The sequence below is a fragment of the Sphaerotilus sp. genome (assembly GCF_041083715.1).
In the GTDB taxonomy this organism is placed as follows: domain Bacteria; phylum Pseudomonadota; class Gammaproteobacteria; order Burkholderiales; family Burkholderiaceae_C; genus Sphaerotilus.
Genome location: NZ_JBFPGY010000260.1, coordinates 1 through 24716, shown reverse-complemented (window position 1 = coordinate 24716; position 24716 = coordinate 1). Strand labels below are relative to the sequence as shown.

Genomic DNA, 24716 nt, shown 5'->3' with positions numbered 1-24716 from the left:
CGGTCCAGCTCGCGCCGAGGATGGTCTGGTGCTGGCCGTGTGCAGGCAGCCAGCGGGTCGATGCATGGAACTCCGTCGTCTGCGTGGCGACCCAGGCCAGCGCGGCGCCGATGTCGCCGCGGGTCGCTGCGCTCCAGTGCGCATGGGCGTGGACATCCAGCGCGCCGAACCGGCGGTAGTGCCGCAGCGCCAGTGCGCGGTCCGATGGGCCGCCCTGCGGGTCGATCCAGACCAGGCTCGTGGCGTCGTCCACACCGAAGTGTTCGATCTGCACGACGCTGCGGCCCTGCGGCGTGGCCACCAGCAGCGGGCGGCGCTCCTCGCGCTGCACCACGTCATTGGGCCGGAAGCCCTGGCCGACGTCCCAGCCGATGATGCGGCGCCCGGCGCTGAGCTGCCAGGCGTCGCTGCCGGTGCTGGCGTACAGCTCGTTGACGCGGCCGCTGGCGGTCGCATCGGCTCCGCCGTCGTCGCGCAGGACGGTGAGCGCGGCATCCGCGTGCAGGGACAGCGCGCCACCGGTGCCCAGCGAGACACGCCGGTCACCCAGCAGGTCGAGGGTGCTGCGCCAGCGGCTGCGGGGGGCGAAGGCCGGTGCGGGGCCGATGGGATTCGCCCGCTGCCACTCGCGGGCGGTCTGCCATTCACCCGAGACGCCCTGGTGGCGGGTGGTGGGGTCCGTCTGCGCCGAAGCGCCTGCACCCGCCAGCGTGGCCAGTGCCACCAGCCCGGTGCAGCGGAACATGCGGGACGACATCGACGGGCGCATCGCTCACTCCAGTGTGGGGTTGCGGGCCAGCGACATCGGGTTGAACCACGACTCGGGCACGGCGCGCTTCTCCCGGGCGGTGTAGCGCACGCGGGTCTCGCGGTGGTTGCTCAGCTGGTCACGCAACACCATCTCGTCGATCTGTGTCGGCCGCTCCACCGAGTCGGGGACGAATCGGGCCTGCTTGGCGAGCTTGTCGGACTGCAGATAGAGGTCGGCCTTGAGCGGCAGGTGGCGGTCGCGGCCCAGCCACAGTTCGATGCGCTGGTAGCTCACCCCGGCGCGTCGCGCGCTCAGATTCAGATGCCAGCAGGCCACGTTCTCGCAGCGCTCCTCGCCGACGAGGGTGGCGGTGTAGTCCTCGCTCCAGCGCAGGGTGGCGATGTCGCCGGTGGAGGCGTCGCCGAGCAGTTTCTGGCTCGGCGTGATGCGCATCGGGCGCTGGGTGCCGGGCATGAGCAGCCAGAAATCATCGCCCACCATCAGCACCTTCTGGCCCTGCTCGGCCGGCGAGCGCATCAGGACCAGCGAGCGCCGACCGGTGCTGGTGTGGACGGTGTAGAGGCGCTCCTTGTCGGGCGTGCCGTCGGACTTGAAGGTGTTGACGCGGGTCTCGATGACGAGCTGCTCGTCGCTGACGCGGAAACGGTCGGCGTCGGCCAGCAGGCGGGTGACATCGGGCTCTGCCGCGTGTGCGGGCAGCAGGGCGGACAGCAGCAGCGCGGCGAACAGGGGAAGAAGTTGGGACATGGCGGGGTTCCTGGGGTGTCGTTGCAGTTCAGACATGGGCCAGCGCATCGATCACCGGTCGGCGTGTGGTCTTGCGCGCCACCAGCGCCGAGGCGAGCGTGACCAGCGCGAGCATCCCGAGCAGCGTCGCGGCGCACAGGCCGGCCTGCAGGTCGATCACCAGTGGATAGCCGACCGTGCGGCCCGGCGGCGGCGGCATCTCCACCGGGAACAGCAGCAGCCCGACCGACACCACCACTGCGATCAGCGCGCCGAGCAGGCCGCCAGCGCCACCGAGGACCAGCCCTTCCAGCGCGAGGCTGCGCACGAGCTGCCCGGGCAAGGTGCCCAGTGCCCGCAGCGTGCCGATCTCGCGGGTGCGTTCGATGACCGCCATCGCCATCGCATTGGCCACGACGAACACCACGATCACGCCGAGGATCAGCCCGAGCGCGCCGAAGATGCGGTTGTAGAGCGCCCGCACGCTGCGGTAGAACGGTGCCTGCTCTTCCCAGGTCCGCACCGTGAGTGCCCCGAGCGCGGACTGCAGCCGGTCACGCGCCGGCAGCGTGGCGTCCATCCGGGCCAGGAACACGCCCAGGCTCGACACCTTGTCCGTGACCAGCAGGGACTGCGCGGTGGCGACGTCGGTGTAGACCAGCCGCTGGTCGATCTCGGCGATGCCGGTGGTGACGATGCCGGCGACCTGCACGTCGCGCGCATTGAGCGCGCCGGCCGTCGTGCTCACCAGCAGGGTCAGCGAACTGCCGGCAGCCGCCTTGAGGCTGCGCGCGAGTCCGGCGCCGAGCACCACGGTGTCGCGGTCGCTGCCGGCGAGCACGCGGCCGGATTTCACCGTGAGGAAGGGCCCTTTCACCGCGAACTCGGCGTCTGGTGCAATGCCGACGGCGGTCATCACGGTGGACTTGTCGCCATTGCTGATCAGCCCGCTGAACTCGACCCGTGGCAGCACCTGGCGCACTTGCGGATCGGCCAGCAGCTGGCGGGCGAGGGCATCGGCGCCGGTCAGGCCGTGTTGCAGCGGTACGTCCTCGTCGCCATCGAACTGGGCAGCTTGCCCCACGACGAGGTGGCCGGTGGTGCGGGCGGCGGATTCGGCCAGGCCACGGTAGGTGGACTGCGCGAAGCCGCTGGCGATGAGGATGGCGGCGGTGCCGAGCGCGGCGATCGAGACCGTGACCAGCGAGCGGCGGCGGTTGCGCAGCGTGTTGAGCCAGGCAAATCGCAGCCAGGGCAGCCCAGGCAGCCAGGAGAGCAGGGGGTTCATGGCTGGATCACTCCGTCGAGCAGGGCGATGACGCGGTCGCAGCGCCGGGTGAGGCGGCCGTCGTGCGTGGCGATGAGGAAGGACGCACCCTCGCGGTGACCGAGGTCGCGCATCAGGTCGAGCATCTGTTCGGCGGTGTGCGAGTCGAGGCTGGCGGTTGGCTCGTCGGCGATGACCAGCGCGGGCCGCTTGACCAGCGCCCGCGCGATGGCCACACGCTGGCGCTGGCCGCCGGAGAGCGCGTCGGGCCGGTGCTGCGCGTGCTCGGCCAGGCCGACGGCGCCGAGCATGGCGGCCACCCGCGTGCGCCGCTCGGCCGCGGGCAGGCCGGCGAGGAACAGCGGGTAGTCCACGTTCTCGGCCACGGTCATCACCGGCACGAGGTTGAAGCCCTGGAAGATGAAGCCGATCGTGTCGCGGCGCAGCAGCGTGGCGGCGTGTTCGGCGCGGGCATCGACCGTGGTGCCGCGCAGGCGGATCTCGCCTGCATCCGGCGCGTCGATCAGGCCGGCAAGGTTCAGGACCGTGCTCTTGCCGCTGCCCGATGGACCGGTCAGCGCGACCATTTCACCAGGCGCCACCCGCAGATCGACGCCTTGCAGCGCCGGCACCGTGTGTGTGCCGAGCTGGTAGGTCTTGCGCACGCCGCGCAGTTCGATGACCGTGGCGGTGCTCATGGCGCGGCCTTCGCGGCGATCCTGCGGACCGCTTCCTGGAACGCGGCTGGCGTGGCGGCATAGGCGGGATGCCGCATCACCTCGTCGAGCAGGCGCCGGCCGCGCTCGCCGCGGTGGAACATCGACGGCAGCGCGAGGAAGGTGCCGGCGGCGGTGAGCCTGGTTTCCAGCGCCACCGGGACGCCGCGGTGCTGGGTGACCTCATCGGCCGGGCTGAGCAGCGCGAGCGCCTTGTCGATCATCGCCAGCCCGTCTTCGGCATAGCCGAGCTTCTTCCATGGCATCCAGGTGGTGCGTGCCTGCATCGAGGTGGCTGCACCCGTGTAGGCCATCAGCAGCGGGTCGAGCGGCTGGGTGTGGCTCAGCGCGGTGAGCTGGGCGAGTGCGGGGGCAATGGCCTCGGCATCACCGTCGCTGGCCCGCCGGAAGGTGTCCACCGCGCTGTTGAAGTCGATGGAGGTGTTCGCGGCACTGGTGGCGGCCACGGTGGCGGGCGAGCCTGGGTGATCGGCTGACCAGGCGGGCAGGGCGAGGGCGGCGACCAGCGCGATCTGGCTGGCGGCGAGGATCTGGACGAGGTGGCGGCGCTGCATGGTGGCGGTTCTCCCGGAGGGTTGACGATGACGATGGCGTCATGGTCCGGGAGCCGCGTCGCAGGTGCAGCTGGTTTGCGACGAACGGTGGCTGGGCGTCGCGAACGGTCGGAATCGGCCTCAATCAGCGGCGGCTGGAGCCTCCGAGCAACGAGCCGAGCACGCCACGCACGATCTCCCTGCCCACCGACGAGCCGACCGTGCGCACCGCCGATTTCGCCATGGTCTGCACCAGGCCGTCGTGGCGGCCGCCGCGCGGACCGGTGGTGCCGAACAGCAGTCCGCCGAGTGCCCCGGACAGCATGCCGCCGAGTCCATCGCCTCCGGCTTCCGCGGTGGCGGCCCGTGCGCCATCGGCCATCGACTGACCGGCCTGGCTGCGCAGGCTGTCGCCCGTGTCCGCAGACGTGACGGCCCGGCCTTTGAGTTTCTCGTACGCGGACTCGCGGTCCACGGTTTTCTCGTAGACGCCGGCCACCAGCGAAGTCTCGCGCAGCTGCTGGCGCTGGGCGGCGCTGATCGGGCCGATCTGGCTGCCTGGCGGCAGCACGTAGACCCGCTCGGTCACGCTCGGGCGGCCCTTGGCGTCGAGCAGGCTCACCAGCGCTTCGCCGACACCCAGCTCGGTGATCGCGGCGGCGATGTCCAGCGCCGGGTTCGGGCGCATCGTGTCAGCCGCCGACTTGACCGCCTTCTGGTCACGCGGCGTGAAGGCGCGCAGCGCGTGCTGCACGCGGTTGCCGAGCTGGCCGAGCACGGTCTCGGGGATGTCCAGCGGGTTCTGCGTCACGAAGTACACGCCGACGCCCTTGGACCGCACCAGCCGCACCACCAGCTCGATCCGCTCGGTCAGTGCTGCCGGAGCGTCCTTGAACAGCAGGTGGGCCTCGTCGAAGAAGAAGACCAGCTTCGGTTTTTCCAGATCGCCCACCTCGGGCAGCGTCTCGAACAGCTCCGACAGCATCCACAGCAGGAAGGTGGCGTACAGGCGCGGCGCGTTCATCAGCTTGTCGGCGGCGAGGATGTTGACGACGCCTTGGCCGTCCACCGTCTGCATGAAGTCCTCGATCGAGAGCATGGGCTCGCCGAAGAACTGGTCGCCGCCCTGTTGCTCGATCTGCATCAGGCCGCGCTGGATCGCGCCGACGGACGCTGCGCTGATGTTGCCGTATTCGGTCTGGAAGGTGCTGGCGTTGTCGCCGACGTGCTGCAGCATGGCGCGCAGGTCTTTCAGATCCAGCAGCAGCAGGCCATTGTCATCGGCGATCTTGAAGACCAGTTGCAGCACACCCTGCTGCGTCTCGTTCAGGTTGAGCATGCGCGACAGCAGCAGCGGGCCCATGTCCGACACGGTCGCCCGCACCGGGTGGCCCTGTTCGCCGAACACGTCCCACAGCGTGGCGGGACAGGCGTTCCACGTGGGTTCGTCCAGACCACGTTCCTGGAGGATCTGTGCCAGCTTGCCGCCGAGCTGGCCCTTCTGGGTGATGCCGGTCAGGTCGCCCTTGATGTCGGCCATGAACACCGGCACACCGAGGCGCGAGAAGCTCTCGGCGAGCGTCTGCAGCGTGATCGTCTTGCCGGTGCCGGTGGCGCCGGTGATGAGGCCGTGGCGGTTCGCCAGCGCAGGCAGCAGGTGACATTCGATGTCGCCGTGGCGGGCAAGCAGGATCGGCTCAGTCATATTTGGTTCTCCGGGTCGGGCACGCGGCGCGGCAAAAGTAAAATGGCAGTCTAACGAACTCAGCGCATCCAGGAGCATTCATGGCCGGTCATTCCAAGTGGGCCAATATCCAGCATCGCAAAGGCCGCCAGGACGAGAAGCGCGGCAAGATCTGGACCCGCATCATCCGTGAGATCACGGTGGCTGCGCGGCAGGGGGGCTCCGACATCGGCACCAACCCGCGCCTGCGGCTGGCCATCGAGAAGGCCAAGGCGGCCAACATGCCGGCGGACCGCATCAAGTACAACATCGACAAGGCGTCCGGCAACCTCGAAGGTGTCAACTACGAGGAAATCCGCTACGAGGGCTATGGCATCGGTGGTGCGGCCATCATCATCGACACGATGACGGACAACCGCGTGCGGACCGTGGCCGAAGTGCGCCACGCTTTCAGCAAGTACGGCGGCAACCTGGGCACCGATGGCTCGGTGGCGTTCCAGTTCAGGCATTGCGGCCAGCTGGTGTTCGCGCCGGGCACCGACGAAGACAAGGTGATGGACGTCGCGCTGGAGTCGGGTGCCGAGGATGTCATCACCGACGCGGACGGCGCCATCGAGGTGCTGACCACGCCGCCGGAATTCGAGGCGGTCAAGGCGGCGCTCGAAGCGGCGGGTCTCGTGGCGGAGATCGCTGGCGTGACCATGCGGGCCGAGAACACGGTCGATCTGGCGGGCGACGACGCCCAGCGCATGCAGAAGCTGCTCGATGTCATCGAGGACCTCGACGACGTGCAGGATGTCTATCACAACGCCGAACTGGGCGACTGACCAGACTGACAAGGTAGGATTCCGAGGCGGGGACCGGACGCCATGCGTGTCCGGGTTCAGTTTCCAGACAAGATGATGAAGAAAGTCCCATGAAAGTTCTCGTGATAGGCGGCGGTGGCCGTGAGCATGCCCTGGCCTGGAAGCTGGCCCAATCCACCCGCATCCACAAGGTGTTCGTGGCGCCGGGCAATGGCGGCACCGCGCTGGATCCGCGCATGACGAACGTGCCGATCTCGGACGTGGCGGCGCTGGCCGATTTCGCGCAGGCCGAGAAGGTCGGCATGACGGTGGTCGGCCCCGAGGTGGCGCTGGCCGCGGGGGTGGTGGACGAGTTCCGTGCCCGGGGTCTGCGCATCTTCGGCCCGACGCAGGCGGCGGCCCAGCTCGAAAGCTCCAAGGCCTTCGCCAAGGACTTCATGAAGCGCCACAAGATCCCGACCGCTGCCTACGAGACCTTCAGCGATGCGGTGCAGGCCCATGCCTATGTCGACCGCATGGGTGCGCCCATCGTCATCAAGGCGGACGGTCTGGCCGCGGGCAAGGGCGTGGTCGTGGCGATGTCGCTGGAGGAGGCGCACCAGGCCGTGGACTGGATGCTGCTCGACAACAAGCTCGGCGTGCAGCACAACGCCGATGGCGCCCGCGTCGTGATCGAGGAGTTCCTGGTCGGCGAGGAAGCGAGTTTCATCGTCATGGTGGATGGCCGCAACGTCCTGGCGCTGGCCACCAGCCAGGACCACAAGCGCCTGCTGGACGGCGACCAGGGTCCGAACACCGGCGGCATGGGGGCGTACTCGCCCGCGCCGGTGGTGACGCCGAACATCCACGCCAAGGTGATGCAGGACATCATCCGCCCGACCGTGGACGGCATGCGCCGCGACGGCATTCCCTTCACCGGCTTCCTCTATGCCGGCCTGATGATCGACGCCAAGGGCGGCGTGAAGACGCTGGAGTTCAACACCCGCATGGGCGATCCGGAAACGCAGCCGATCATGATGCGGCTGAAGAGCGACTTCCTGCAGGTGCTGCAGCACGCCACCGATGGCACGCTGGACCAGGTCACGCTCGACTGGGACCGCCGTGTCGCACTCGGCGTCGTGGTGGCCGCAGCGGGCTATCCGCTGGATCCGAAGAAGGGCGATGCCATCCGCGGCCTGCCGGCGGAAGCCGAGGACTGCAAGGTGTTCCATGCCGGCACCGCGACCGGGCCGGCCGGTGGCGTCGTGACCAGCGGTGGGCGCGTGCTGTGCGTGACCGCGCTGGGCGACTCGGTGCGCAACGCCCAGCTGCGTGCCTACGACGCCACGCAGACGATCCAGTACACCGGCATGCAGTACCGACGCGACATCGGCTACCGCGCCATCAAGCGCGCGCCGCAGACCTGAGGCGGGCAGGACGGCCATGACGACCGATGACATGACGCAGCCCGATGCGCTGTCCAACGCCGAAGTGCGGGCCTACCTGCTGGGCCTGCAGCAGTCGATCTGCGACGCCGTGGGTGCCGAGGATGGGCAGGCGTTCATCACCGACGCCTGGGAGCGTCCGCCCGGCGGCAAGCTCGACGGCGCCGGCATCACCCGGCTGATCGAGAACGGCGGCCTGCTGGAGCGCGGTGGCTGCGCGTTCTCGCAGGTGCGCGGCACGGCCTTGCCCCCATCGGCGACGCAGCACCGGCCGGAACTCGCCGGTGCGCCGTTCGAGGCCATGGGCGTGTCGCTGGTCTTCCATCCGCGCAACCCGCATGTGCCGACCGTGCACATGAACGTGCGCATGCTGTCGGCCACGCCCACCCAGGGGCCGCTGGCCGGCCAGACCGTGCGCTGGTTCGGCGGAGGAATGGACCTGACGCCGTACTACGGCGTCGAGGACGACGCGGTGCAGTTCCACCGTGCCTGCCGCGACGCACTGGCGCCGCACGATCCGGCGCTCTATCCGCGCTTCAAGACCTGGTGCGACGAGTACTTCTTCCTGAAGCACCGCAACGAGCCGCGTGGCATCGGCGGCATCTTCTTCGACGACTTCTCGGCGCTCGGCGCGCGGGGCAGCTTCGCGATGCTGAAGGACGTGGGCGACGCGCTGCTCAAGGGCTGGCTGCCGATCGCGCAGCGCCGCCGCGACACGCCCTACGGCGAACGCGAGCGCGACTTCCAGGCCTACCGGCGCGGCCGCTATGTCGAGTTCAATCTGGTCTGGGACCGTGGCACCCTGTTCGGCCTGCAGTCGGGCGGGCGCACCGAGTCGATCCTGATGTCGATGCCGCCGCAGGTGACCTGGCGCTACCAGTGGACGCCTGAGCCAGGCACGCCGGAAGCGCGGCTGTACACCGATTTCCTGCGCCCGCGCGACTGGCTGGCGGAGTTCGATGGACGTTGAACCCCGGCGCATCGGGCTCTACGGCGGCAGCTTCGACCCGGTGCACCAGGCGCACCGCGCGCTGGCCGACACGGCCTTCAGCCAGCTGGCGCTGGACGAACTGCGCTGGATCCCAGCCGGTCAGCCGTGGCAGAAAACCCGCCGTCTCGCACCGGCCGAACACCGCGCCGCGATGGTCGGGCTGGCAATCAGCGACAATCCTGCCTTCGTGCTCGAAAAGTGCGAAGTTGAACGGCCCGGTCCGAGCTACACGCTGGACACCGTGACACTGCTGCAGCAGCGCGAACGGCACCCGGCCCGCTGGTTTCTGATCATCGGGCAGGACCAGCTGGCGGGCTTCTGCACCTGGCATGGCTGGGCCGAACTGCTGCAGCGGGTCACGCTGGCGGTGGCAGGACGCGCAGGTGTTCCGGTACAGGCACCCGCTGAACTTTTGAACACCGGACACGGCATCGTGGCACTCGACATGCCGTCGATGGCGGTGTCTTCGACTGAATTGAGGAACCGGTTCGCCGCAGGCGAGTCGGCTTCTTCGCTGGCACCCCGGATGGTGGCGCCGGCCGTGGCGCGCTATATTGATCGCCACGGGCTGTACCGAATCGACCCACCCTCTCCTCAATCCTGAATCCCCTGGAACAAGAACGGCGCTGAATGGACATCCGCAAGCTGCAACGCACCATCGTCGATGGACTCGAAGATGTGAAGGCCCAAGACATCGTGGTCTTCAACACCGAACACCTCTCGGCGATGTTCGAGCGCGTCGTCATCGCCTCCGGCACAAGCAACCGGCAGACCAAGTCGCTCGCCGCCAGCGTGCGCGAGAAGGTCAAGTCGCTCGGCGGCGACGTCCTGAGCGTCGAGGGCGAGGACAACGGGGAATGGATCATCGTGGACTGCGGCGCGGCCGTGGTGCATGTCATGCAACCCGCCATCCGCCAGTACTACCACCTCGAAGAGATCTGGGGCGGCAAGCCGGTGCGCCTGAAGCTCGCCAGTGCCACGCAAGGGCTGGTCAAGGCTTCGCGCGACGAGGACGACGACGAGGACGACGCACCTGCTGCACCGGCCCGCAAGGCCGCGCCGCGCAAGCGCTCGTCGTCCGCAGCGGAAGCGGCGGCGGACGTGAAGAAGCCGGCCGCCAGGAAGGCGCCGGCCCGCAAGACCGCGGCGACGTCGGCCACGGGCACTGTCGCCCGCAAGACGCCGGCCCGCAAGGCCGCGGCCGGCGCAGCGTCGAAGATCAAGACCGTCGTGATCAACGCACCCGACCGCGAGCGCAAGACGCCCGCCCGCAAGAAGGCCGCTGCGCCCAAGCGCAGCGCCTGATGCCGGCGCGGTGAGTCGCTCTTGAAGCTGCACCTCGTCGCAGTCGGCCAGAAGATGCCGGAATGGGCCGAGACGGCCTACGCGGACTACGCCAAGCGTTTTCCGCCCGACTGCCGTCTCGAACTCAAGGCCGTCAAGACCGAGCCACGCACCAGTGGCAAGCCGGTCGAGGCGCTGATGGCCGCCGAGCGGATCCGCATCGAAGCGGCATTGCCCAAGGGTGTGCGCCGGGTCGTGCTCGACGAGCGCGGCACCCGGGTCACCACCGTGGCGCTCGCCGAGCGGCTCAAGGTCTGGCAGCACGACGGCCGCGACGTGGCGCTGGTCATCGGCGGGCCGGACGGACTGGACCCTGAACTGCGCGCCAGCGCGGATGAACTGCTGCGCCTGTCCGACCTCACCTTGCCGCACGCCTTCGTGCGTGTGATGCTGGCCGAGGCGCTCTACCGGGCCTGGTCGGTCACGGTCGGACACCCTTACCACCGCGAATGAACCCGAGAACGAGCCGGCGCTGACCGCGCCGAGACGACGATGACCCGCTGGATCTACCTCGCCTCGCAAAGCCCGCGCCGCCGCCAGTTGCTCGACCAGATCGGCGTGCGGCATGAATTGCTGCTGCCCGGCCCGGACGAGGACGCCGAAGCGCTCGAAACCGTGCGGCCGGACGAGGCTCCGCGCGCCTACGTGCAGCGCGTGACGCTCGCCAAGCTGGACGCCGCCCGGGCCCGGCTGCAGCGCGCCGGCCTGCCCGTGGCGCCCATCCTCTGCGCCGACACGACCGTGGCGCTCGGCCGGCGCATCCTGGGCAAGCCGGCCGATGCCGACGACGCGTGCGAGATGCTCGGTGCGCTGGCTGGACAGGAACACCGGGTCCTCACCGCCGTGGCGCTGGCCGATGGCGAGCGCGTGCTGCAGGGCCTCAGCGTCTCGCGCGTGCGGTTCGCGCCGGTCGATGCCGCGCGCATCGCCGCCTATGTCGCTACCGGCGAGCCCATGGGCAAGGCCGGCGCCTATGCCATCCAGAGTGGCGCGGCCACTTGGGTCGAGCGGATCGCCGGCAGTTATTCGGGCATCATGGGCCTGCCCCTGTTCGAGACAGCCTGCCTGCTGCGGGACGCGGGCTGGTCCCTCTGAACCCACAAGAACATAGAAAAGTCCCATGCAAGACATCTTGGTGAACTGGTCGCCGCAGGAGACGCGCGTGGCCATCGTCGAACACGGCGCAGTGCAGGAGCTGCACGTCGAGCGCACGCTGGAGCGCGGCCTCGTCGGCAACATCTACGCGGGCAAGGTCGCCCGCGTGCTGCCCGGCATGCAGAGCGCCTTCATCGACATCGGGCTGGAGCGCGCCGCCTTCCTGCACGTGGCCGATGTGCAGGTCGCCGGCCAGACCGGTCGCGGCCACCATGCCGACAGCGGCACCATGCCGCCGATCGAGAAGCTGGTCTACGAGGGCCAGACGCTGGTGGTGCAGGTCATCAAGGACCCCATCGGCACCAAGGGCGCGCGCCTGTCCACGCAGGTCAGCGTCGCCGGTCGGCTGCTGGTGCATCTGCCGCAGGACGACCACATCGGCATCTCGCAGAAGATCGGCTCGCATGAACTGCGCGAGCAGCTGCGCCAGCGCATGGGCGTGCTGGTCGGCAACCGGGAAACGGGCGGCGGGGGCGGCTTCATCCTGCGCACCAATGCCGAGGACGCCACCGACGACGAACTGGCCGAGGACATCGCCTACCTCCGCAAGACCTGGTCCACGATCCGCGCGCTGGCGCTGAAGTCGCCGCCGGGCTCGCTGCTGCACGAGGACCTGAACCTTGTCCAGCGGGTGCTGCGCGACCTGGTGGACGAGCGCACGGCGACCATCCGCATCGACTCGCGCATGCAGTTCGACGCGCTGCGCAGCTTCGGCCAGCAGTTCACGCCGAGTTCGGTGAACCGCCTGCAGCATTACAAGGGCGAGCGTCCCATCTTCGACCTGTTCGGCATCGACCAGGAAATCGAGAAGGCGCTGGCCCGGCGGGTGGACCTGAAGTCCGGTGGCTATCTCGTCATCGACCAGACCGAGGCGCTGACGACGATCGATGTCAACACCGGCGGCTACGTCGGGGCGCGCAACTTCGACGACACGATCTTCAAGACCAACCTCGAAGCGGCGCAGGCCATCGCGCGGCAGCTGCGGCTGCGCAATCTGGGCGGGATCATCATCCTCGACTTCATCGACATGACCCGCATGGACCACCAGGAGCAGGTGGTGTCGGAGCTGCGCAAGCAACTCGCCCGTGACCGCACCAAGATCACGATCAGCGGCTTCACGCAGCTCGGCCTGATCGAGATGACGCGCAAGCGCACCCGCGAATCGCTGGCGCACATGCTCTGCCAGCCGTGCCCGACCTGTGGCGGGCGCGGGCAGGTGAAGACGCCGCGCTCGGTCTGCTACGACATCCTGCGCGAGATCCTGCGCGAAGCGCGGCAGTTCAATCCCAAGGAATTCCGCGTCATCGCGGCGCCGTCGGTGATCGAGATGCTGCTGGACGAGGAAAGCACCCACCTGGCCGGTCTGAGCGACTTCATCGGCAAGCCGATCTCGCTGCAGACGGAAGCGACGGTGAATCCGGAGCAGTACGACATCGTGCTGATGTAAGCCAAGCGGCAGGCGCCAGCCCGCCGCACTGTGTGGACACCTGCCATGAAACACCAGGACCGACTCGATCCAGACGCCCTGCGCCTCGCACTGGCCGATCTCCCGCTGTGGACCTTCGAGGCCACCCGCAGCGCGCTGACCCGGCAGTTCCAGTTCACCAGCTTCGCGGAGGCCTTCGGGTTCATGGCCGAGATCGCGCTCCAGGCCGAGCGGCACGACCACCATCCCGAGTGGTTCAACGTCTACAACCGTGTCGACGTGACGTGGACCAGCCACGACGTGCAGGGGGTGTCGGCGCGGGATGTGGCAATGGCGCGGCTGTGTGACGGGGCAGCGGCACGCCGATTGCATCCATCCGCTCGATGACTGCTCAACCGACTCCATCCCCCGCGTCCGCCGACCCCATCACGCCCCATTCGCTCATCGAGGACATCATCGCGCTGCTCAGCGGCACGGTGCTCGTCGTCCTCGGTGTGGCGATGTTTCGGCAGGCCTCGATGGTTGCAGGCGGCACCACCGGCATCGCCTTCCTGATCCACTACGCCGGCCACGTCAACTTCGGGCTGGCGCTGTTCCTCATCAACCTGCCGTTCTACTGGCTTGCGTGGCGCCACATGGGCCACGCGTTCACGCTCAAGACCTTCGCCGCGGTGGCGCTGATGTCGGCCGAGATCGAGCTGCTGCCGCGGGTGCTGTCCTTCTCGACGCTGCATCCGCTGTTCGCGGCGGTCGCGGGTGGGCTGCTGGTTGGCACCGGCATGCTGATCCTGTTCCGCCACCGGGCGAGCATCGGCGGCATCGGCGTGGTGGCCGTGCTGCTGCAGGAGCGCCGCGGCTGGCGCGCCGGCCAGGTGCAGATGGCGATCGACTGCTGCATCGTCGCCGCGGCGCTCTTCGTCGTGCCGCTGCCGCAGGTGCTGCTGTCGGTGCTCGGGGCGTTGACGCTGAATCTGGTGCTGGCGATGAACCACCGACCGGGGCGCTACGTGGCGCGGTGACCAGCGACGGGCCGGGCGCGGCCGCGGGTCAGGTCAGTCTTGCCGCACTTCCAGCTCGGCGATCGACCACGGCACTGTGGCGCTGCCGGTCTGCACGATCCGGACGAACTTCGACCACTGCGGCCCGGGCCAGATGTCGGTCACCCAGGCCGTGCCGGCGCCGGAGGCCTTTTCGGTCCATGTCACCGCGTCGTTGCTCACCAGCACCTTGTAGCCACGCGGATACTCCTGCGACCAGGCGCCCATGTCCATGCGCAGGTGGTTCCAGCTCCTGCCGGTGCCGAGGCTGACGGTCAGGCTCTGGCCGTTCTGCTGCGCGGTGCCGGTGGTCCAGCGGGTGCTGGTGTCGCCGTCGGCGGCCAGCCCCGCGCCGCGCAGGCCGGTCGTGAAGTTCAGCACCGACGAGCCCCAGGCGTTGTTGCCATTGTTGTTCGGGTTGCCGGCGCCGTCGAGCAGGGCGTCCTTGTCGGTGCTGCTGTATTTCCAGAGCCAGGCAGTGGTGGTGAGGTTCTGGCGGCGCGCGGCCTTCAGGAACGTGGCGGGGTTCATCAGGGCGCCGGCGTTCATCGGGCCGATCTCGCCGAACAGGACGGCCAGTCCCTTGCCGCGCACCGACTGGATGCGGGTCTCGACGCTCGCCAGATCGGTGTTGGGCTCGCCCGAGCCTTCGAGCCAGCGTTCGTAGGCATGCAGGTCGAAGACGAGGTTGCTGCGGCCGGCGAGCAGGTTCCGGCCCTGCGTCAGCAGCACGTCCTCGCCCTGGCCTTGGCGGTTGCCCGGCACCACGACGATGTTGGTCGCGCCGGTGGAGCGGATGTTGTCGACCATGGTCTTCATGTCCGACAGCCAGAGCGCGTCGCTGTAGCCGTTGCCGTTGTTCCACCAGTAGGGCTCGTTCCAGACCTCCAGCCACACGTCCGGCTGGTTTTTCACCAGCATGGCCCAGTCGCGCATCTTCGTCTTGTAGGCGCCGTAGAAATACTGGGCGCTCGGCGTCATGCCCGTGAACATCGAGCCGGCGGTGCCGTCCCAACCGAAGGGGCACAGGATCGTCACCTTGCCCGCAGCCCGGTTGGCGTCGATCAGCGCCTGCACCGAGCGCAGCCACGACGTGCCGACCTGCACCGGGCCGCCGGTCAGCGGGGTGTCGCGCATGGCGCCGATGAAGACGCGGACGATGTCGACGTTCCAGTTCGCCATCTCGGTCGGCGAGCCGCCGAAGACGTGCATGGCGTTGGCGCCGCGGAAGGTCTGGGGGTTGCCGTTGTGCAGGATCTGCGTGCCGGAGACGGTGTAGGTGTCGGCGGCGTGGGCGAGGGCCGAGCACAGTACCGCAGCGGCGAGGGTGAGGGCGGGTTTCATGGGGAGGACGCGCAGGTTGTTCGTCACAGTTCTTGAGGATGGGGCCGCGCGTTGCTGCCCGGCACGGTGAGGTTGTCGAACCCACGTGCTTGCAGCCCTCACGCCATGAAACCCAGGTTGGTGTTCGAGAAGTTGCCCAGGTTGGGCAACACAGTGGTGAGTTCGCTGGAAGTCAGTCCCATCCAGCGGCCCAGCGTGGCGGCGTACTCGGTCACCGAAGTGGTCGGCAGCAGGCGGCCCGAGCCGACATCGGTGGCAGTCCCCAGCGCCGTGACCGGGAAACTGCCATAGATGCTGGTGCCGCGCACTGCGCCGCCGGCGATGAAGTGGTGCGAGCCCCAGCCGTGGTCACTGCCGTCGCCATTGCTGACCAGCGTGCGGCCGAAATCGCTGGCAGTGAACAGCGTGGCGTTGTTGAGCATGCCGACACCTTCGAGTGATCGCAAGAACCAGTCCACCGAATTGGCCACGCGTGACATCAGGACGGGCTGGTCGCGCATCTGGTTCGAATGGCTGTCGAAGCCGCCGATCGAGACCATGAAGACTTGCCGGCGCAAGCCCATCTTGGGGCCTGCTGCGATCATCTGCGCGACGATGCGCAGTTGTCGGGCCAGCGAGTCGTTGGTCAGCGCGGTCGTCAGCGCCGGAATGCCCGAGGCGTCGATTGCGGTCCGCAGCGTGGTGGTGGTGTCGATCGAGCGTTGCATGATGCGTGTGTGCTCGGTCTGGAAGTCGTTGTTGCCGTTGGCCAGCAGCACGTCGCGCAGGATCGGCGCTGCACTGGTGGAGCCCATGAGCCACGACTTGGACAGCGCGTTGACGCCAATCGGCCCGTCGGCACCGACTTGGTACTGGAACACCGACCGCCCGGTCAAAAACACCGCATTGCCCGAGGCCGATACGGTGGTGAAGATCGGCTGTGTGTTGGCCGACATGAACAGGTCACCCATGCGCCCGCCCCAACCGGACGGCGCACCTTCGGGGGCGAGCGACTGCCAGGTCGACTGCTGGTCGTTGTGCGAGTAAAGCTTGGTCGGCACGGAACCGCTGCCCGCCTGGTACTCCGCCTTGGTGACCGGACGCACCAGCGTGCCGACGTTGGCGAGCACGGCTGCGCGGCCGGACTCGTACCAGGTGCGCAGTGGTGCGAGTTCCTGTGGCATGCCGAACGCACGGCCACTGCCCTGCGAATTGCAAGTGATGGGCAGCAGTTTGGCTGATGGCCATGCCAGTTCGGCACGCACCTTGGCATAGCTGGCGTAGTTGCTGGTATCGGTGGGAACGAGCCAGTTGTGGGCGTCGTTGCCACCGGTCATGAACAAGCAGACCAGCGCCCGGTAGCCACTGGTGTCGGCAGCAACGGCCCGCTCGGCAGCCAGGGCGCCCAGGCCTGCCAAGCTCATCGCCAGCGGTGTGCTGAAGCCGGGAATCCACGGTGTCGCAGCGGCTGCCAAGCCACGCGCGGAACGCAAAAAATGTCGTCTTGAGGTGGTCATGGCGCGTCAGCGTTGGATCAGGTATTCGGGTGATGCCAAGGCGAAGAAGACAGCGATGCGGGCTCGGTTCATCTGGCTAGCAGCGTCATTGCCGCCGACAGTCGACATCGCTGCAATGAGCGCCTGGCGCAGGGAGGCCGACATCTGTGAACCGAACAGCAACTGGTTGATCTCTTCGACCATGCCGTTGACATTTCCGGCCGTCAGGAGCGCCGCCAGGTGGTTGTAGTTGGCGGCCATTTCGCGCGCGCCGTTGGCCCAGCCCAATCCGTCACTGCCCATCGATTCAGCCACGTTGACCCAGCCTGCAACGGTGTTTTCATTGACGATCTGCAACTCTGGCGCAGTGGCTCCACGCGCAGCAAAACTGGAGTTTGGCGGGATGTAGCCGGGCCGGAAGTCACCGAACACCGAAGGGGCGTTCTCTGGCACCTGACCAGCCGGGCTGATCTCCCAGGCGAAGTTGTAGGCCCCGTTGGTGGAGGCGGCATTGAAGGCCCGCATCCAGTGCGCGATGCGCAGCACCGGCTCGCGCACCTTGCCGAAGCCTGCGACGATCGGGCCCCGGGCTTCCGTGTCGAGCAGGACGGCACCCACCACGGCGGCGAGATCGCCACGCACGCCCTTGCCGTTGTTGTTGAAGACAGTCGCAACCCGCGCCACGTAGGCCGGGCTCGGATTGCTGGTGACCAGTTTCTGGATCAGCTGGCGGCCAATGAACGGTCCGACGTTCGGGTGGTTGAACAGCGCATCGAGCGCCTTGCGCAGGTCCTCGCCAGCACTGGCTCCAGCCGGCAGCGTGACGGACCATGCCTTGCCTTCAAAGAGCGTCTTCTGGGCCGTGGAATGCTGTCCCGGATAGGCCTTCATGGGCTGCACATCGATGCGCTGGTCGGCTGTGGCGCTGTAGTTCGGGCCGCCCCACCGGAAATTGCTGTCGGTCAGTGCGTTGTCCGGAAATGCCCAGGAAAAACCGGTGAAGACCTTGGCCAACGCCATGACGTCGGCATTGCCGTAGGTCTCGATGGGACGACCACTGGCGTCGAGCTTGAAGCTGCCGTCCGGATTCAGCTCGTACAGGCCGATGGTGAAGAGCTGCATCACCTCGCGTGCGAAGTTCTCGTCGGGCACCCGCCCGGTGGTGAGGTCTTCCTTGCGGTTGCGCATGTGCGACAGGTAGATGCCCATTGCAGGACTGAGCGCCATGTCTTCCATCAGGGTGCGGAAGTTGCCAAAGGCGTCGCGGTTGATCAGGTCAAGATAGTTGGCATAGGCCCGACTGTGGTGCCACAGGTTGCCATCGGCTTGCGAGACCATGAAAATCTGCTGCAGCGCGTAGGCCACACGCCGACGCAACTGGTCGGGCGCGCTGGTGGACGAGGCCCAGAACGCCTGCGACACCACGTAAGGGGTGTACTGGGCGCCGCCTGGACGGTAGGCATCGCCCAGGTTGAAACGTGTCTGTACCGCGTCGACGAAACTGCTGACCGCCGGCAGGGCCATCTGGGTGCTGATCCAGTTGGCGTAGGTCTGCGTGGCCAGGGTGTCGATCAGGGCGGGCGTCGGGCCGAATGTCGTCTGCAGCAGGAAGCGCGAAGCGTCCTGACGACGGGCCAGGTCGGCCACCGTTGTGGAGATGGCGGCAGGCCAGGACATGCGCAGCGCGCCATTGCCCCACATTTCGCTGCGACCGGCCACCACGTTGACTCCGTCGAAGGCTGCGGCGCCGCTGCCCTGGTCGAGCACCACGGTCGGGCTGCTCGGCAACATCGCCGACTGGCTGTCGCTGACAAAGGCCACGAACAGGTTGCGGTCTCCGGCGGTGGCCGAGTAGACATCGTTGGTGAAGACGACTTCGACCTTGGCCCCGGCATGCAGCGTCGGTGCGCTGAAGGTGAAGTCTGCCCAATCGACGGTGTTGCGGACCTCTGCGGCGCCGATCAGGACATCATCGACGCGCACCTGCATGATCGGGCCGATATTGCTGGACAGGCTTGCGCGAGCCCGCACGGTCAGTGTCGGCACAGCTGCCGATCGGGTGGCCAGGGCCTTGGCCCGATTGCTGCCGAGGTAGGACTGAGTTTCCGCGTTGGCGGCACTGGTGTCGTGGCTGGTCGCCTGGGACGTTGCGCTGTCGCTTTCGCTGCCGCCGCCACAGGCGGTCAACAGCACCACGGTCCAGGCCATCCAGAGCGCACGCAGGAACGTGGGGGTGTTGTGTGCCATGAGGGGGTGTCGCCAGGAACAGGGTTGGTGATTGCGAGCCGCGCCAACGCGGAGATGTGATTCCAGTTCCAGGGTTGGCAGAAATCAGCTCGATGATTTTATCATTACAGGGCGCGTCCCGGTCAGGTCGATGTGACCGTGGTTCGTCGCATCCTTGATCCGCCGCTACAGCCCGGCGAGGTGGCGGTGGCACACACTGGCGTAGCGGCCCTCGAAGCCGTTCAGTGGGTTGCGGCAATACCAGCCGCTCTGTCCTGGATGCCAAGTCTGATTCAGGAGCGTATGCTGCAAGTTGTCAAAATCGGTGGCCCGATGATGTCAGTCAGTCATCCACACAGGAGTGCGTCATGGCAAAGGTTCTGGTGCTTTATCACAGCTACTACGGACACATCGAGGCAATGGCCGGTGCAGTGGCCGAGGGTGTGCGCGAAGTCGAGGGCGTCACCGTCGACGTGAAACGAGTACCGGAGACGGTTCCCGCTGACGTCTTCGCCAAGACGGGTGGAAAGGCGCACCAGTCTGCGCCAGTCGCGCAGCCATCCGATCTGGCGAACTACGACGCAATCATCTTCGGCACACCGACCCGATTCGGCAATATGAGCGGCCAGATGCGGACGTTTCTGGATCAGACCGGCGCGCTCTGGATGTCTGGGGCGCTGGTCGGCAAGGTTGGCTCGGTGTTTGCCTCGTCGGCGACACAGCATGGTGGTCAGGAGAGCACGATTCTGACCTTCCATCCGACACTGTTTCATCAAGGGATGATCGTGGTCGGCCTGCCGTACTCTGAACAGCGGCAGATGGGGTTGGACGAGATCAAGGGTGGCAGCCCGTATGGCGCGTCCACGATCGCAGGAGGCCAGGGTGAACGCATGCCTAGCCAGCAGGAACTGGGCATGGCCAGTTTCCAAGGCAGACACGTTGCCACGATCGCCAAGAAACTCTTCGGCTGACGCTGGAGATCGACAGGCCTCTTCACGCCAGTGTTGCGCTGTCTACCTTGGAGGGGCCTGCGTTTGGACATCCTGGGGATGCTATACGGCAATCCAGCCCATTCCACGGGCCAGCAGCAGCAGCGACACGGCTCCGCTGGTCACGGCGAAGGCCTGCTGAAGGCGCGCACCAGCCAGGCGTGCAGCAATCAACCGTCCCAGAAGCAGGGCGCCGATGGCGCCGATGGCGAAGGGCCTGGCGATGTTCCAGGCAATCGAGCCTTGCCAGGCCGCAGCCGCGACACCGCCCACGGAAACCAGTGAAATCACCGCCAGCGAGGTGGCGAAGATGCTGCGCATCGCGAGGTTGGTGAAGCGGTTGAGCGACGGAACGATGACGAATCCGCCGCCCACGCCCAGCAGTCCGCTGAGCAGGCCCGACACGGCCCCCGTTCCTGCCAGGGCCCAGGCACACGGCATGGTCCAGATCAGGCGACCCTCGCTGGGATTGAGCACGCAAGGCAGGTGCGTCTGTGTCTGGACAGACTCTGTCTGACCAGACGGGATGCGTCGCGCCTGGTTGAACATGCGCCATGCCACCAGCGCCAGCACGAGAGAAAACGCCACCGTCAGCGGCGCGTTGGGGATCACGCGGGCGAGGCGCACACCAAACGGTGCGAGCCCCATGCCGGTGAGGCCGATCAACGCCGCTGCGCGGTAGCGAACCAGTCCTTCGCGCAGTCCCAGAACGGCACCAAATGCCGAAGCAGCACCCACCGCGATCAACCCGACAGGTGCGGCCTGCATGATGCTCAGGTGCAACCCGAACACCAGCAGTGGCACAGCGAGGATGCCCCCACCGGCGCCGGTCAGCGCCAGGATCAGTCCGACCACGGCACCCAGGCCGATCGACAACAGCGTCACGTCCATTCCCGGGCTCCGTTCACGTGGTCATCTCGGGCTGGGCCAGCCACTCGCGGCCCTTGAGCATGGCCTGCCAGTACAAGGGCGGCAGCACGCGTTCCTTGAGGTACCAGGCCAGCGCCGAGGGGCGTGTTCCATCGATGAACCACTTCGGGAAGCTCGGCGCCACCTTGCCACCGTAGGTGAACTCGGCGAGCACGATCTTGCCGCGCTCGACGGTCAGGGGGCAGGAGCCATAGCCGTCGTACCGGGCTTCACCCTGTGCGGCACCACGCAGGGCGAGCAGGTTGTGCGCCACCACGGGCGCCTGCTTGCGTGCGGCTGCAGCCGTCTTGGCGTTCGAGGTGTTTCCGGCGTCACCGAGCGCGAAGATGTTCGCGAAGTGCTTGTGGCGCAGCGTACCGGGATCGATGTCGATCCAGCCTGCTGCATCGGCCAGTGGGCTGACGCGAATGAAATCGGGGGCCTTCTGCGGCGGCACCACGTGGAGCATGTCGAAGTCACGGACGATCTTCTCCTTCGTGCCATCGGCGTTGGCTTTCATGAACGTGGCCTTCTTCGCCGGGCCATCCACTGCGACCAGTGTCTGCCCGAAGTTCAGCCCGATGTCGTAGGCCTTCACGTACTCCATCAGCGCCGGCACGTAGTCCGCGACGCCGAAGAGCACCGCACCGGCGTTGCAGAACTGGATGTCGACCTCCTTGAGCACGCCAGCCCGGCGCCAGTGATCGGCCGACAGGTACATGGCCTTCTGCGGCGCACCCGCGCACTTGATGGGCATGGGCGGTTGGGTGAAAAGCGCATTGCCGCGGCGCAGTTGCTGCACCAGCTGCCAGGTGTAGGGCGCCAGGTCGTAGCGGTAGTTGGACGTCACGCCGTTGCGGCCCAGGGTCTCGGGCAGACCCTCGATGCCGTGCCAGTCGAGCTTCAGGCCAGGGCAGACGACGAGTTGCCTGTACTTGACCACGCGGCAGCCATCGAGGATGACGGCGTCGCGTTCGGGCTCGAATGCCGCCACGGCCGACTTGATCCAGTGCACGCCATGCGGCAAAACAGACCCCATGGTGCGTGCCGTCGTCGCTGCGTTGAACACGCCGGCGCCGACCATGGTCCACCCGGGCTGGTAGTAGTGGATGTCGGCCGGGTCGATGATGGCGATGTCGAGGTCTGGACTGCGTGCCAGCAGGCTCGATGCGACGGCAATGCCTGCTGCACCGCCACCGATGATCACCACCTCGTGCGTCGCATCCGCCATCTCGACTGGTGTCTTGCCGCCATTGACGATGCGCCGCACCACGCCTTTCAGGTCGAAGCCGGCCTTCGCGGCCAGTTCGATGATCTGCGGCAGCGGCCGTTGTCCGGCCTGCGAAAGCGCCCACATCGTCGTCGAACGCATGCCTGTGCGGCAGAAGGCCAGCACGGGTTTCGGCAGTTCGGCCATCAGCGCACCGAACGCGGCGCCTTGCTGGTCGGTGACCTTGCCGGATTCCGCTGGCAAATAGCGGATCTGGAGACCCTGCGCCAGGGCAGAGCGTTCAATTTCGCTGAAAAGCGGCTGGTCCGGACCCTCGCCGTCCGGCCGGTTGCAGATGACCGAACGGAATCCGGCTTCGGCCACCGCGCGCATGTCGGTGCCGACGATCTGGGGGGCGACCGACAGTTCGGCGGTCAGTGACTTGATGTCCATGTTGTCTCCTGGTGCGTCGTTGGACGGTGTCTGACCGCTTTTGTGACGTCTCTGGCGGCTCTGAAAACTCGATGCCCGAACCAGACTGGCCGGGCATCGAGGGGGATCGCTGCGGGCTATACCGCGTCCAATGGAATCTTGATGTAGCGCACGCCGTTGTCTTCCGGCTCGGGCAGTTGGCCGGCGCGCATGTTGATCTGCACCGATGGCAGGATCAGCGTGGGCATGCCGAGCGTCGCGTCGCGTGCACGGCGCATCACGACGAACTCTTCTTCGCTGATGCCATTGCGGACGTGGATGTTCTTTTCGCGCTCTTCGGCCACGGTGCTGATGTACTGCACGTCGCGCCCGCCGGGCTGGTAGTCGTGGCACATGTAGAGCCGGGCATGCGGGGGCAGGCTGAGCACCTTGTTGATCGAGCGGAACAACGTGCGGGCATCGCCGCCAGGGAAATCGCAACGCGCAGTGCCGTAATCGGGCATGAACAGCGTATCGCCGACGAAAACCGCCATGTCCGGATTCGCGCCGTCGCCATCGCTCACCACGTAGGTCATGCAGGCGGGCGTGTGTCCGGGGGTGTGCATCGCGCAGACCTTCAGGCTGCCGATGCTGAAAGTCTCGTCATCCGCGAACAGATGATCGAACTGGCGGCCATCGCGGGCGAATTCGGGGCCGGCGTTGAAGAGCACACCGAACACCCGTTGCACGGTCGCAATGTGCTGACCGATGCCCAGTTGTCCACCCAGGGCCTCCTTGAGGTAGGGCGCCGCTGACAGGTGATCCGCATGGACATGGGTCTCGAGAATCCACTGCACCGTGGCATCGAGTGCGCGCACGCGTTCGATCAGCCGGTCGGCACTGGCGTGCGCTGTGCGGCCGGATTTCGGGTCGTAGTCGAGCACGCTGTCGATCAGCGCACACGCCCGCGTCTTCCTGTCGAAAACGAGGTAGCTGATGGTCTGGGTGGCAGGGTCGAAGAAGCCTTCGATCTGCAGGTTGCTGTGGGTGTTCATGGTGGCCTGATCGGTGGTCGTCTCGACAGGTAATTCCAAGAACCGTGCCATCCTATGCGCTGGCCCATCGGATCGCCTAACAGGTTGATTTACAACAACTAATGGCGTGATCCTTTCACGCTGGACCATTCATTGGCCGTCACGGCTGCCGCTGTGGCAGAAATGTTGGCAGAAAAGGCAGAGATATTGGCAGTGCTGGCAGACAGGCACACAATCACCAAAACTCAGGACCAATCGACGATGACGACTGTCAGGATCCACGCCAACGACCATGCGCCTTCCACGACACCCGTCGCCAGACACCGGGGGTCCGATTCCGCGGAGCAGGTGCAGGCGCTGGTCTCGTTTCTGGAACATGAAGCCCAGCCGATGATCGTGCTCGACCCCGACTACAACATCCTCGCGGCGAACACGGCCTACCAGCGCCAGTTCGGTACCGCGGGCAAGGCCTACCTCGGCCACAAGTGCTTTCGCATCTCGCATCACTACGATGTACCTTGCGACCAGGCGGGCGAGCACTGCCCGATGAAGAAGGCCTTCGAGATGAAGGGCCCCGACCGCGTGCTGCACATCCACCACACGCCGCGCGGACCGGAGCATGTCGATGTCGAGTTGCGGCCGATTCTTGACACCGAGCGCAACGTGGTGGCCTATGTCGAGCGGCTGGTCACTGTGCGCAGTGCATCTGCCCGCCCCAGTGCCGAAGGCCTGGTGGGCCGGGCTCCGGCCTTCAATGCCGCGCTCTCGGCTGTGCAGCGCGTCGCCCCTTCGATGCTGCCCGTGCTGCTGCTCGGCGAGTCGGGGACCGGCAAGGAACTCTTTGCGCGTGCCGTGCACGAGGCCAGCGAGCGGGCGGGGGGGCCGTTCGTCGCGGTGGACTGCTCAGGCCTGACGGAGACCTTGTTCGAAAGCGAGCTGTTCGGCTACGAGAAGGGCGCCTTCACCGGCGCCAGCGCACGCAAGAAAGGGCTGGTCGAAACCGCCAGTGGCGGCACGCTGTTCCTGGATGAAATGGGCGATGTGCCACTGGCGATGCAGGTCAAACTGCTGCGGCTGATCGAATCAGGTACCTTCCGCCGTGTTGGCAGCATCGAGACACAGCAGGCCAATTTCAGGCTCGTCGCCGCGACACACAAGCCACTGCAGCAGATGGTGGCCGACGGGCGTTTCCGCCAGGATCTGTACTACCGCATCA

24 protein-coding genes are annotated in these 24716 nt (G+C 67.1%); 12 read left to right on the top strand and 12 right to left on the bottom strand.

The annotated features are described in order from the left end of the window. From AB3X43_RS11665 to AB3X43_RS11640, 6 genes are all read right to left on the bottom strand, one after another. Window positions 1–769, bottom strand: a 769-nt coding sequence (locus tag AB3X43_RS11665) for a hypothetical protein (RefSeq protein ID WP_369430016.1), incomplete at its 3' end; no start/stop codon positions are given. Window positions 770–772: 3 nt separating this feature from the next. Continuing rightward, the gene (locus AB3X43_RS11660; RefSeq protein WP_369430015.1) at window positions 773–1519 is read right to left on the bottom strand and encodes an outer membrane lipoprotein-sorting protein; all 747 of its coding nucleotides are present in this window, start codon (window positions 1517–1519) and stop codon (window positions 773–775) included. Between the two features lie 28 nt (window positions 1520–1547). Further along, window positions 1548–2786 (bottom strand): ABC transporter permease, encoded by a 1239-nt coding sequence (locus AB3X43_RS11655; protein WP_369430014.1) that lies wholly within the window; start codon window positions 2784–2786, stop codon window positions 1548–1550. Further along, the gene (locus AB3X43_RS11650) at window positions 2783–3463 is read right to left on the bottom strand and encodes an ABC transporter ATP-binding protein (RefSeq protein ID WP_369430013.1); all 681 of its coding nucleotides are present in this window, start codon (window positions 3461–3463) and stop codon (window positions 2783–2785) included. The genes AB3X43_RS11655 and AB3X43_RS11650 overlap by 4 nt, the downstream gene beginning before the upstream one ends. Next, entirely contained in the window at window positions 3460–4056 is a 597-nt protein-coding gene (locus tag AB3X43_RS11645; protein ID WP_369430012.1) for a hypothetical protein, read from the bottom strand. The genes AB3X43_RS11650 and AB3X43_RS11645 overlap by 4 nt, the downstream gene beginning before the upstream one ends. A gap of 124 nt (window positions 4057–4180) precedes the next feature. Then, on the bottom strand, window positions 4181–5740 hold the full coding sequence (locus AB3X43_RS11640; protein ID WP_369430011.1) for a helicase HerA-like domain-containing protein: 1560 nt from the start codon (window positions 5738–5740) through the stop codon (window positions 4181–4183). An 80-nt stretch (window positions 5741–5820) separates the two neighbouring features. On the opposite strand from AB3X43_RS11640, the gene AB3X43_RS11635 reads away from it, so the two are divergent. From AB3X43_RS11635 to AB3X43_RS11590, 10 genes are all read left to right on the top strand, one after another. After that, window positions 5821–6546, top strand: coding sequence for a YebC/PmpR family DNA-binding transcriptional regulator (locus AB3X43_RS11635; RefSeq protein ID WP_369430010.1), 726 nt, complete (start codon window positions 5821–5823; stop codon window positions 6544–6546). Between the two features lie 89 nt (window positions 6547–6635). Beyond that, window positions 6636–7931 (top strand): phosphoribosylamine--glycine ligase, encoded by a 1296-nt coding sequence (purD, locus tag AB3X43_RS11630; protein ID WP_369430009.1) that lies wholly within the window; start codon window positions 6636–6638, stop codon window positions 7929–7931. 16 nt (window positions 7932–7947) lie between these two features. Then, the gene (gene hemF / locus AB3X43_RS11625; protein ID WP_369430008.1) at window positions 7948–8919 is read left to right on the top strand and encodes an oxygen-dependent coproporphyrinogen oxidase; all 972 of its coding nucleotides are present in this window, start codon (window positions 7948–7950) and stop codon (window positions 8917–8919) included. Further along, complete coding sequence (nadD, locus tag AB3X43_RS11620) at window positions 8909–9544, top strand: nicotinate-nucleotide adenylyltransferase (RefSeq protein WP_369430007.1); 636 nt, start codon at window positions 8909–8911, stop codon at window positions 9542–9544. The genes hemF and nadD overlap by 11 nt, the downstream gene beginning before the upstream one ends. A 26-nt stretch (window positions 9545–9570) precedes the next feature. Further along, window positions 9571–10245: a ribosome silencing factor gene (rsfS, locus tag AB3X43_RS11615; RefSeq protein ID WP_369430006.1), complete on the top strand. Its 675-nt coding sequence runs from the start codon at window positions 9571–9573 to the stop codon at window positions 10243–10245. A gap of 21 nt (window positions 10246–10266) precedes the next feature. Next, window positions 10267–10737 carry a 23S rRNA (pseudouridine(1915)-N(3))-methyltransferase RlmH gene (rlmH, locus tag AB3X43_RS11610; protein WP_369430005.1) on the top strand — a complete coding sequence of 157 codons (471 nt, stop codon included), beginning with the start codon at window positions 10267–10269 and terminating at the stop codon, window positions 10735–10737. A 39-nt stretch (window positions 10738–10776) separates the two neighbouring features. Then, window positions 10777–11379: a Maf family protein gene (locus AB3X43_RS11605; RefSeq protein ID WP_369430004.1), complete on the top strand. Its 603-nt coding sequence runs from the start codon at window positions 10777–10779 to the stop codon at window positions 11377–11379. Between the two features lie 25 nt (window positions 11380–11404). Continuing rightward, window positions 11405–12886, top strand: a complete 1482-nt coding sequence (gene rng, locus AB3X43_RS11600) for a ribonuclease G (RefSeq protein ID WP_369430003.1) — start codon at window positions 11405–11407, stop codon at window positions 12884–12886. Window positions 12887–12931: 45 nt separating this feature from the next. Continuing rightward, a complete protein-coding gene (locus AB3X43_RS11595; RefSeq protein WP_369430002.1) occupies window positions 12932–13252 on the top strand; it encodes a 4a-hydroxytetrahydrobiopterin dehydratase in 321 nt (106 codons plus the stop codon). Continuing rightward, window positions 13249–13884 carry a YitT family protein gene (locus AB3X43_RS11590; protein ID WP_369430001.1) on the top strand — a complete coding sequence of 212 codons (636 nt, stop codon included), beginning with the start codon at window positions 13249–13251 and terminating at the stop codon, window positions 13882–13884. The genes AB3X43_RS11595 and AB3X43_RS11590 overlap by 4 nt, the downstream gene beginning before the upstream one ends. 33 nt (window positions 13885–13917) lie before the next feature. Here AB3X43_RS11590 and AB3X43_RS11585 read toward each other — a convergent pair whose 3' ends face one another. The 3 genes from AB3X43_RS11585 to AB3X43_RS11575 form a co-directional block, all read right to left on the bottom strand. After that, complete coding sequence (locus AB3X43_RS11585; RefSeq protein WP_369430000.1) at window positions 13918–15246, bottom strand: cellulase family glycosylhydrolase; 1329 nt, start codon at window positions 15244–15246, stop codon at window positions 13918–13920. A gap of 98 nt (window positions 15247–15344) precedes the next feature. Continuing rightward, window positions 15345–16649, bottom strand: coding sequence for a DUF1501 domain-containing protein (locus AB3X43_RS11580; protein WP_369429999.1), 1305 nt, complete (start codon window positions 16647–16649; stop codon window positions 15345–15347). A gap of 99 nt (window positions 16650–16748) precedes the next feature. Continuing rightward, window positions 16749–18968, bottom strand: coding sequence for a DUF1800 family protein (locus tag AB3X43_RS11575; protein ID WP_369429998.1), 2220 nt, complete (start codon window positions 18966–18968; stop codon window positions 16749–16751). A 347-nt stretch (window positions 18969–19315) separates the two neighbouring features. On the opposite strand from AB3X43_RS11575, the gene wrbA reads away from it, so the two are divergent. Then, window positions 19316–19918 (top strand): NAD(P)H:quinone oxidoreductase, encoded by a 603-nt coding sequence (gene wrbA, locus AB3X43_RS11570; RefSeq protein ID WP_369429997.1) that lies wholly within the window; start codon window positions 19316–19318, stop codon window positions 19916–19918. Between the two features lie 81 nt (window positions 19919–19999). Here wrbA and AB3X43_RS11565 read toward each other — a convergent pair whose 3' ends face one another. From AB3X43_RS11565 to AB3X43_RS11555, 3 genes are all read right to left on the bottom strand, one after another. Then, window positions 20000–20827 (bottom strand): sulfite exporter TauE/SafE family protein, encoded by an 828-nt coding sequence (locus tag AB3X43_RS11565; RefSeq protein WP_369429996.1) that lies wholly within the window; start codon window positions 20825–20827, stop codon window positions 20000–20002. Between the two features lie 13 nt (window positions 20828–20840). After that, window positions 20841–22508 (bottom strand): bifunctional protein tyrosine phosphatase family protein/NAD(P)/FAD-dependent oxidoreductase, encoded by a 1668-nt coding sequence (locus AB3X43_RS11560; RefSeq protein WP_369429995.1) that lies wholly within the window; start codon window positions 22506–22508, stop codon window positions 20841–20843. Window positions 22509–22624: 116 nt separating this feature from the next. Then, window positions 22625–23521, bottom strand: a complete 897-nt coding sequence (locus AB3X43_RS11555; RefSeq protein ID WP_369429994.1) for an MBL fold metallo-hydrolase — start codon at window positions 23519–23521, stop codon at window positions 22625–22627. Between the two features lie 369 nt (window positions 23522–23890). On the opposite strand from AB3X43_RS11555, the gene AB3X43_RS11550 reads away from it, so the two are divergent. Further along, on the top strand, window positions 23891–24716 hold an 826-nt coding region (locus tag AB3X43_RS11550), incomplete at its 3' end, for a sigma 54-interacting transcriptional regulator (protein ID WP_369430017.1).

What these genes read in the sequence shown, in the direction of transcription:
- AB3X43_RS11660 (WP_369430015.1), bottom strand. Translation starts at nt 1,519, where the DNA reads ATGTCCCAACTTCTTCCCCTGTTCGCCGCGCTGCTGCTGTCCGCCCTG.
- AB3X43_RS11655 (WP_369430014.1), bottom strand. Translation starts at nt 2,786, where the DNA reads ATGAACCCCCTGCTCTCCTGGCTGCCTGGGCTGCCCTGGCTGCGATTT.
- AB3X43_RS11650 (WP_369430013.1), bottom strand. Translation starts at nt 3,463, where the DNA reads ATGAGCACCGCCACGGTCATCGAACTGCGCGGCGTGCGCAAGACCTAC.
- AB3X43_RS11645 (WP_369430012.1), bottom strand. Translation starts at nt 4,056, where the DNA reads ATGCAGCGCCGCCACCTCGTCCAGATCCTCGCCGCCAGCCAGATCGCG.
- AB3X43_RS11640 (WP_369430011.1), bottom strand. Translation starts at nt 5,740, where the DNA reads ATGACTGAGCCGATCCTGCTTGCCCGCCACGGCGACATCGAATGTCAC.
- AB3X43_RS11635 (WP_369430010.1), top strand. Translation starts at nt 5,821, where the DNA reads ATGGCCGGTCATTCCAAGTGGGCCAATATCCAGCATCGCAAAGGCCGC.
- purD (WP_369430009.1), top strand. Translation starts at nt 6,636, where the DNA reads ATGAAAGTTCTCGTGATAGGCGGCGGTGGCCGTGAGCATGCCCTGGCC.
- hemF (WP_369430008.1), top strand. Translation starts at nt 7,948, where the DNA reads ATGACGACCGATGACATGACGCAGCCCGATGCGCTGTCCAACGCCGAA.
- nadD (WP_369430007.1), top strand. Translation starts at nt 8,909, where the DNA reads ATGGACGTTGAACCCCGGCGCATCGGGCTCTACGGCGGCAGCTTCGAC.
- rsfS (WP_369430006.1), top strand. Translation starts at nt 9,571, where the DNA reads ATGGACATCCGCAAGCTGCAACGCACCATCGTCGATGGACTCGAAGAT.
- AB3X43_RS11605 (WP_369430004.1), top strand. Translation starts at nt 10,777, where the DNA reads ATGACCCGCTGGATCTACCTCGCCTCGCAAAGCCCGCGCCGCCGCCAG.
- rng (WP_369430003.1), top strand. Translation starts at nt 11,405, where the DNA reads ATGCAAGACATCTTGGTGAACTGGTCGCCGCAGGAGACGCGCGTGGCC.
- AB3X43_RS11595 (WP_369430002.1), top strand. Translation starts at nt 12,932, where the DNA reads ATGAAACACCAGGACCGACTCGATCCAGACGCCCTGCGCCTCGCACTG.
- AB3X43_RS11590 (WP_369430001.1), top strand. Translation starts at nt 13,249, where the DNA reads ATGACTGCTCAACCGACTCCATCCCCCGCGTCCGCCGACCCCATCACG.
- AB3X43_RS11585 (WP_369430000.1), bottom strand. Translation starts at nt 15,246, where the DNA reads ATGAAACCCGCCCTCACCCTCGCCGCTGCGGTACTGTGCTCGGCCCTC.
- AB3X43_RS11580 (WP_369429999.1), bottom strand. Translation starts at nt 16,649, where the DNA reads ATGAGCTTGGCAGGCCTGGGCGCCCTGGCTGCCGAGCGGGCCGTTGCT.
- AB3X43_RS11575 (WP_369429998.1), bottom strand. Translation starts at nt 18,968, where the DNA reads ATGGCACACAACACCCCCACGTTCCTGCGTGCGCTCTGGATGGCCTGG.
- wrbA (WP_369429997.1), top strand. Translation starts at nt 19,316, where the DNA reads ATGGCAAAGGTTCTGGTGCTTTATCACAGCTACTACGGACACATCGAG.
- AB3X43_RS11565 (WP_369429996.1), bottom strand. Translation starts at nt 20,827, where the DNA reads ATGGACGTGACGCTGTTGTCGATCGGCCTGGGTGCCGTGGTCGGACTG.
- AB3X43_RS11560 (WP_369429995.1), bottom strand. Translation starts at nt 22,508, where the DNA reads ATGGACATCAAGTCACTGACCGCCGAACTGTCGGTCGCCCCCCAGATC.
- AB3X43_RS11555 (WP_369429994.1), bottom strand. Translation starts at nt 23,521, where the DNA reads ATGAACACCCACAGCAACCTGCAGATCGAAGGCTTCTTCGACCCTGCC.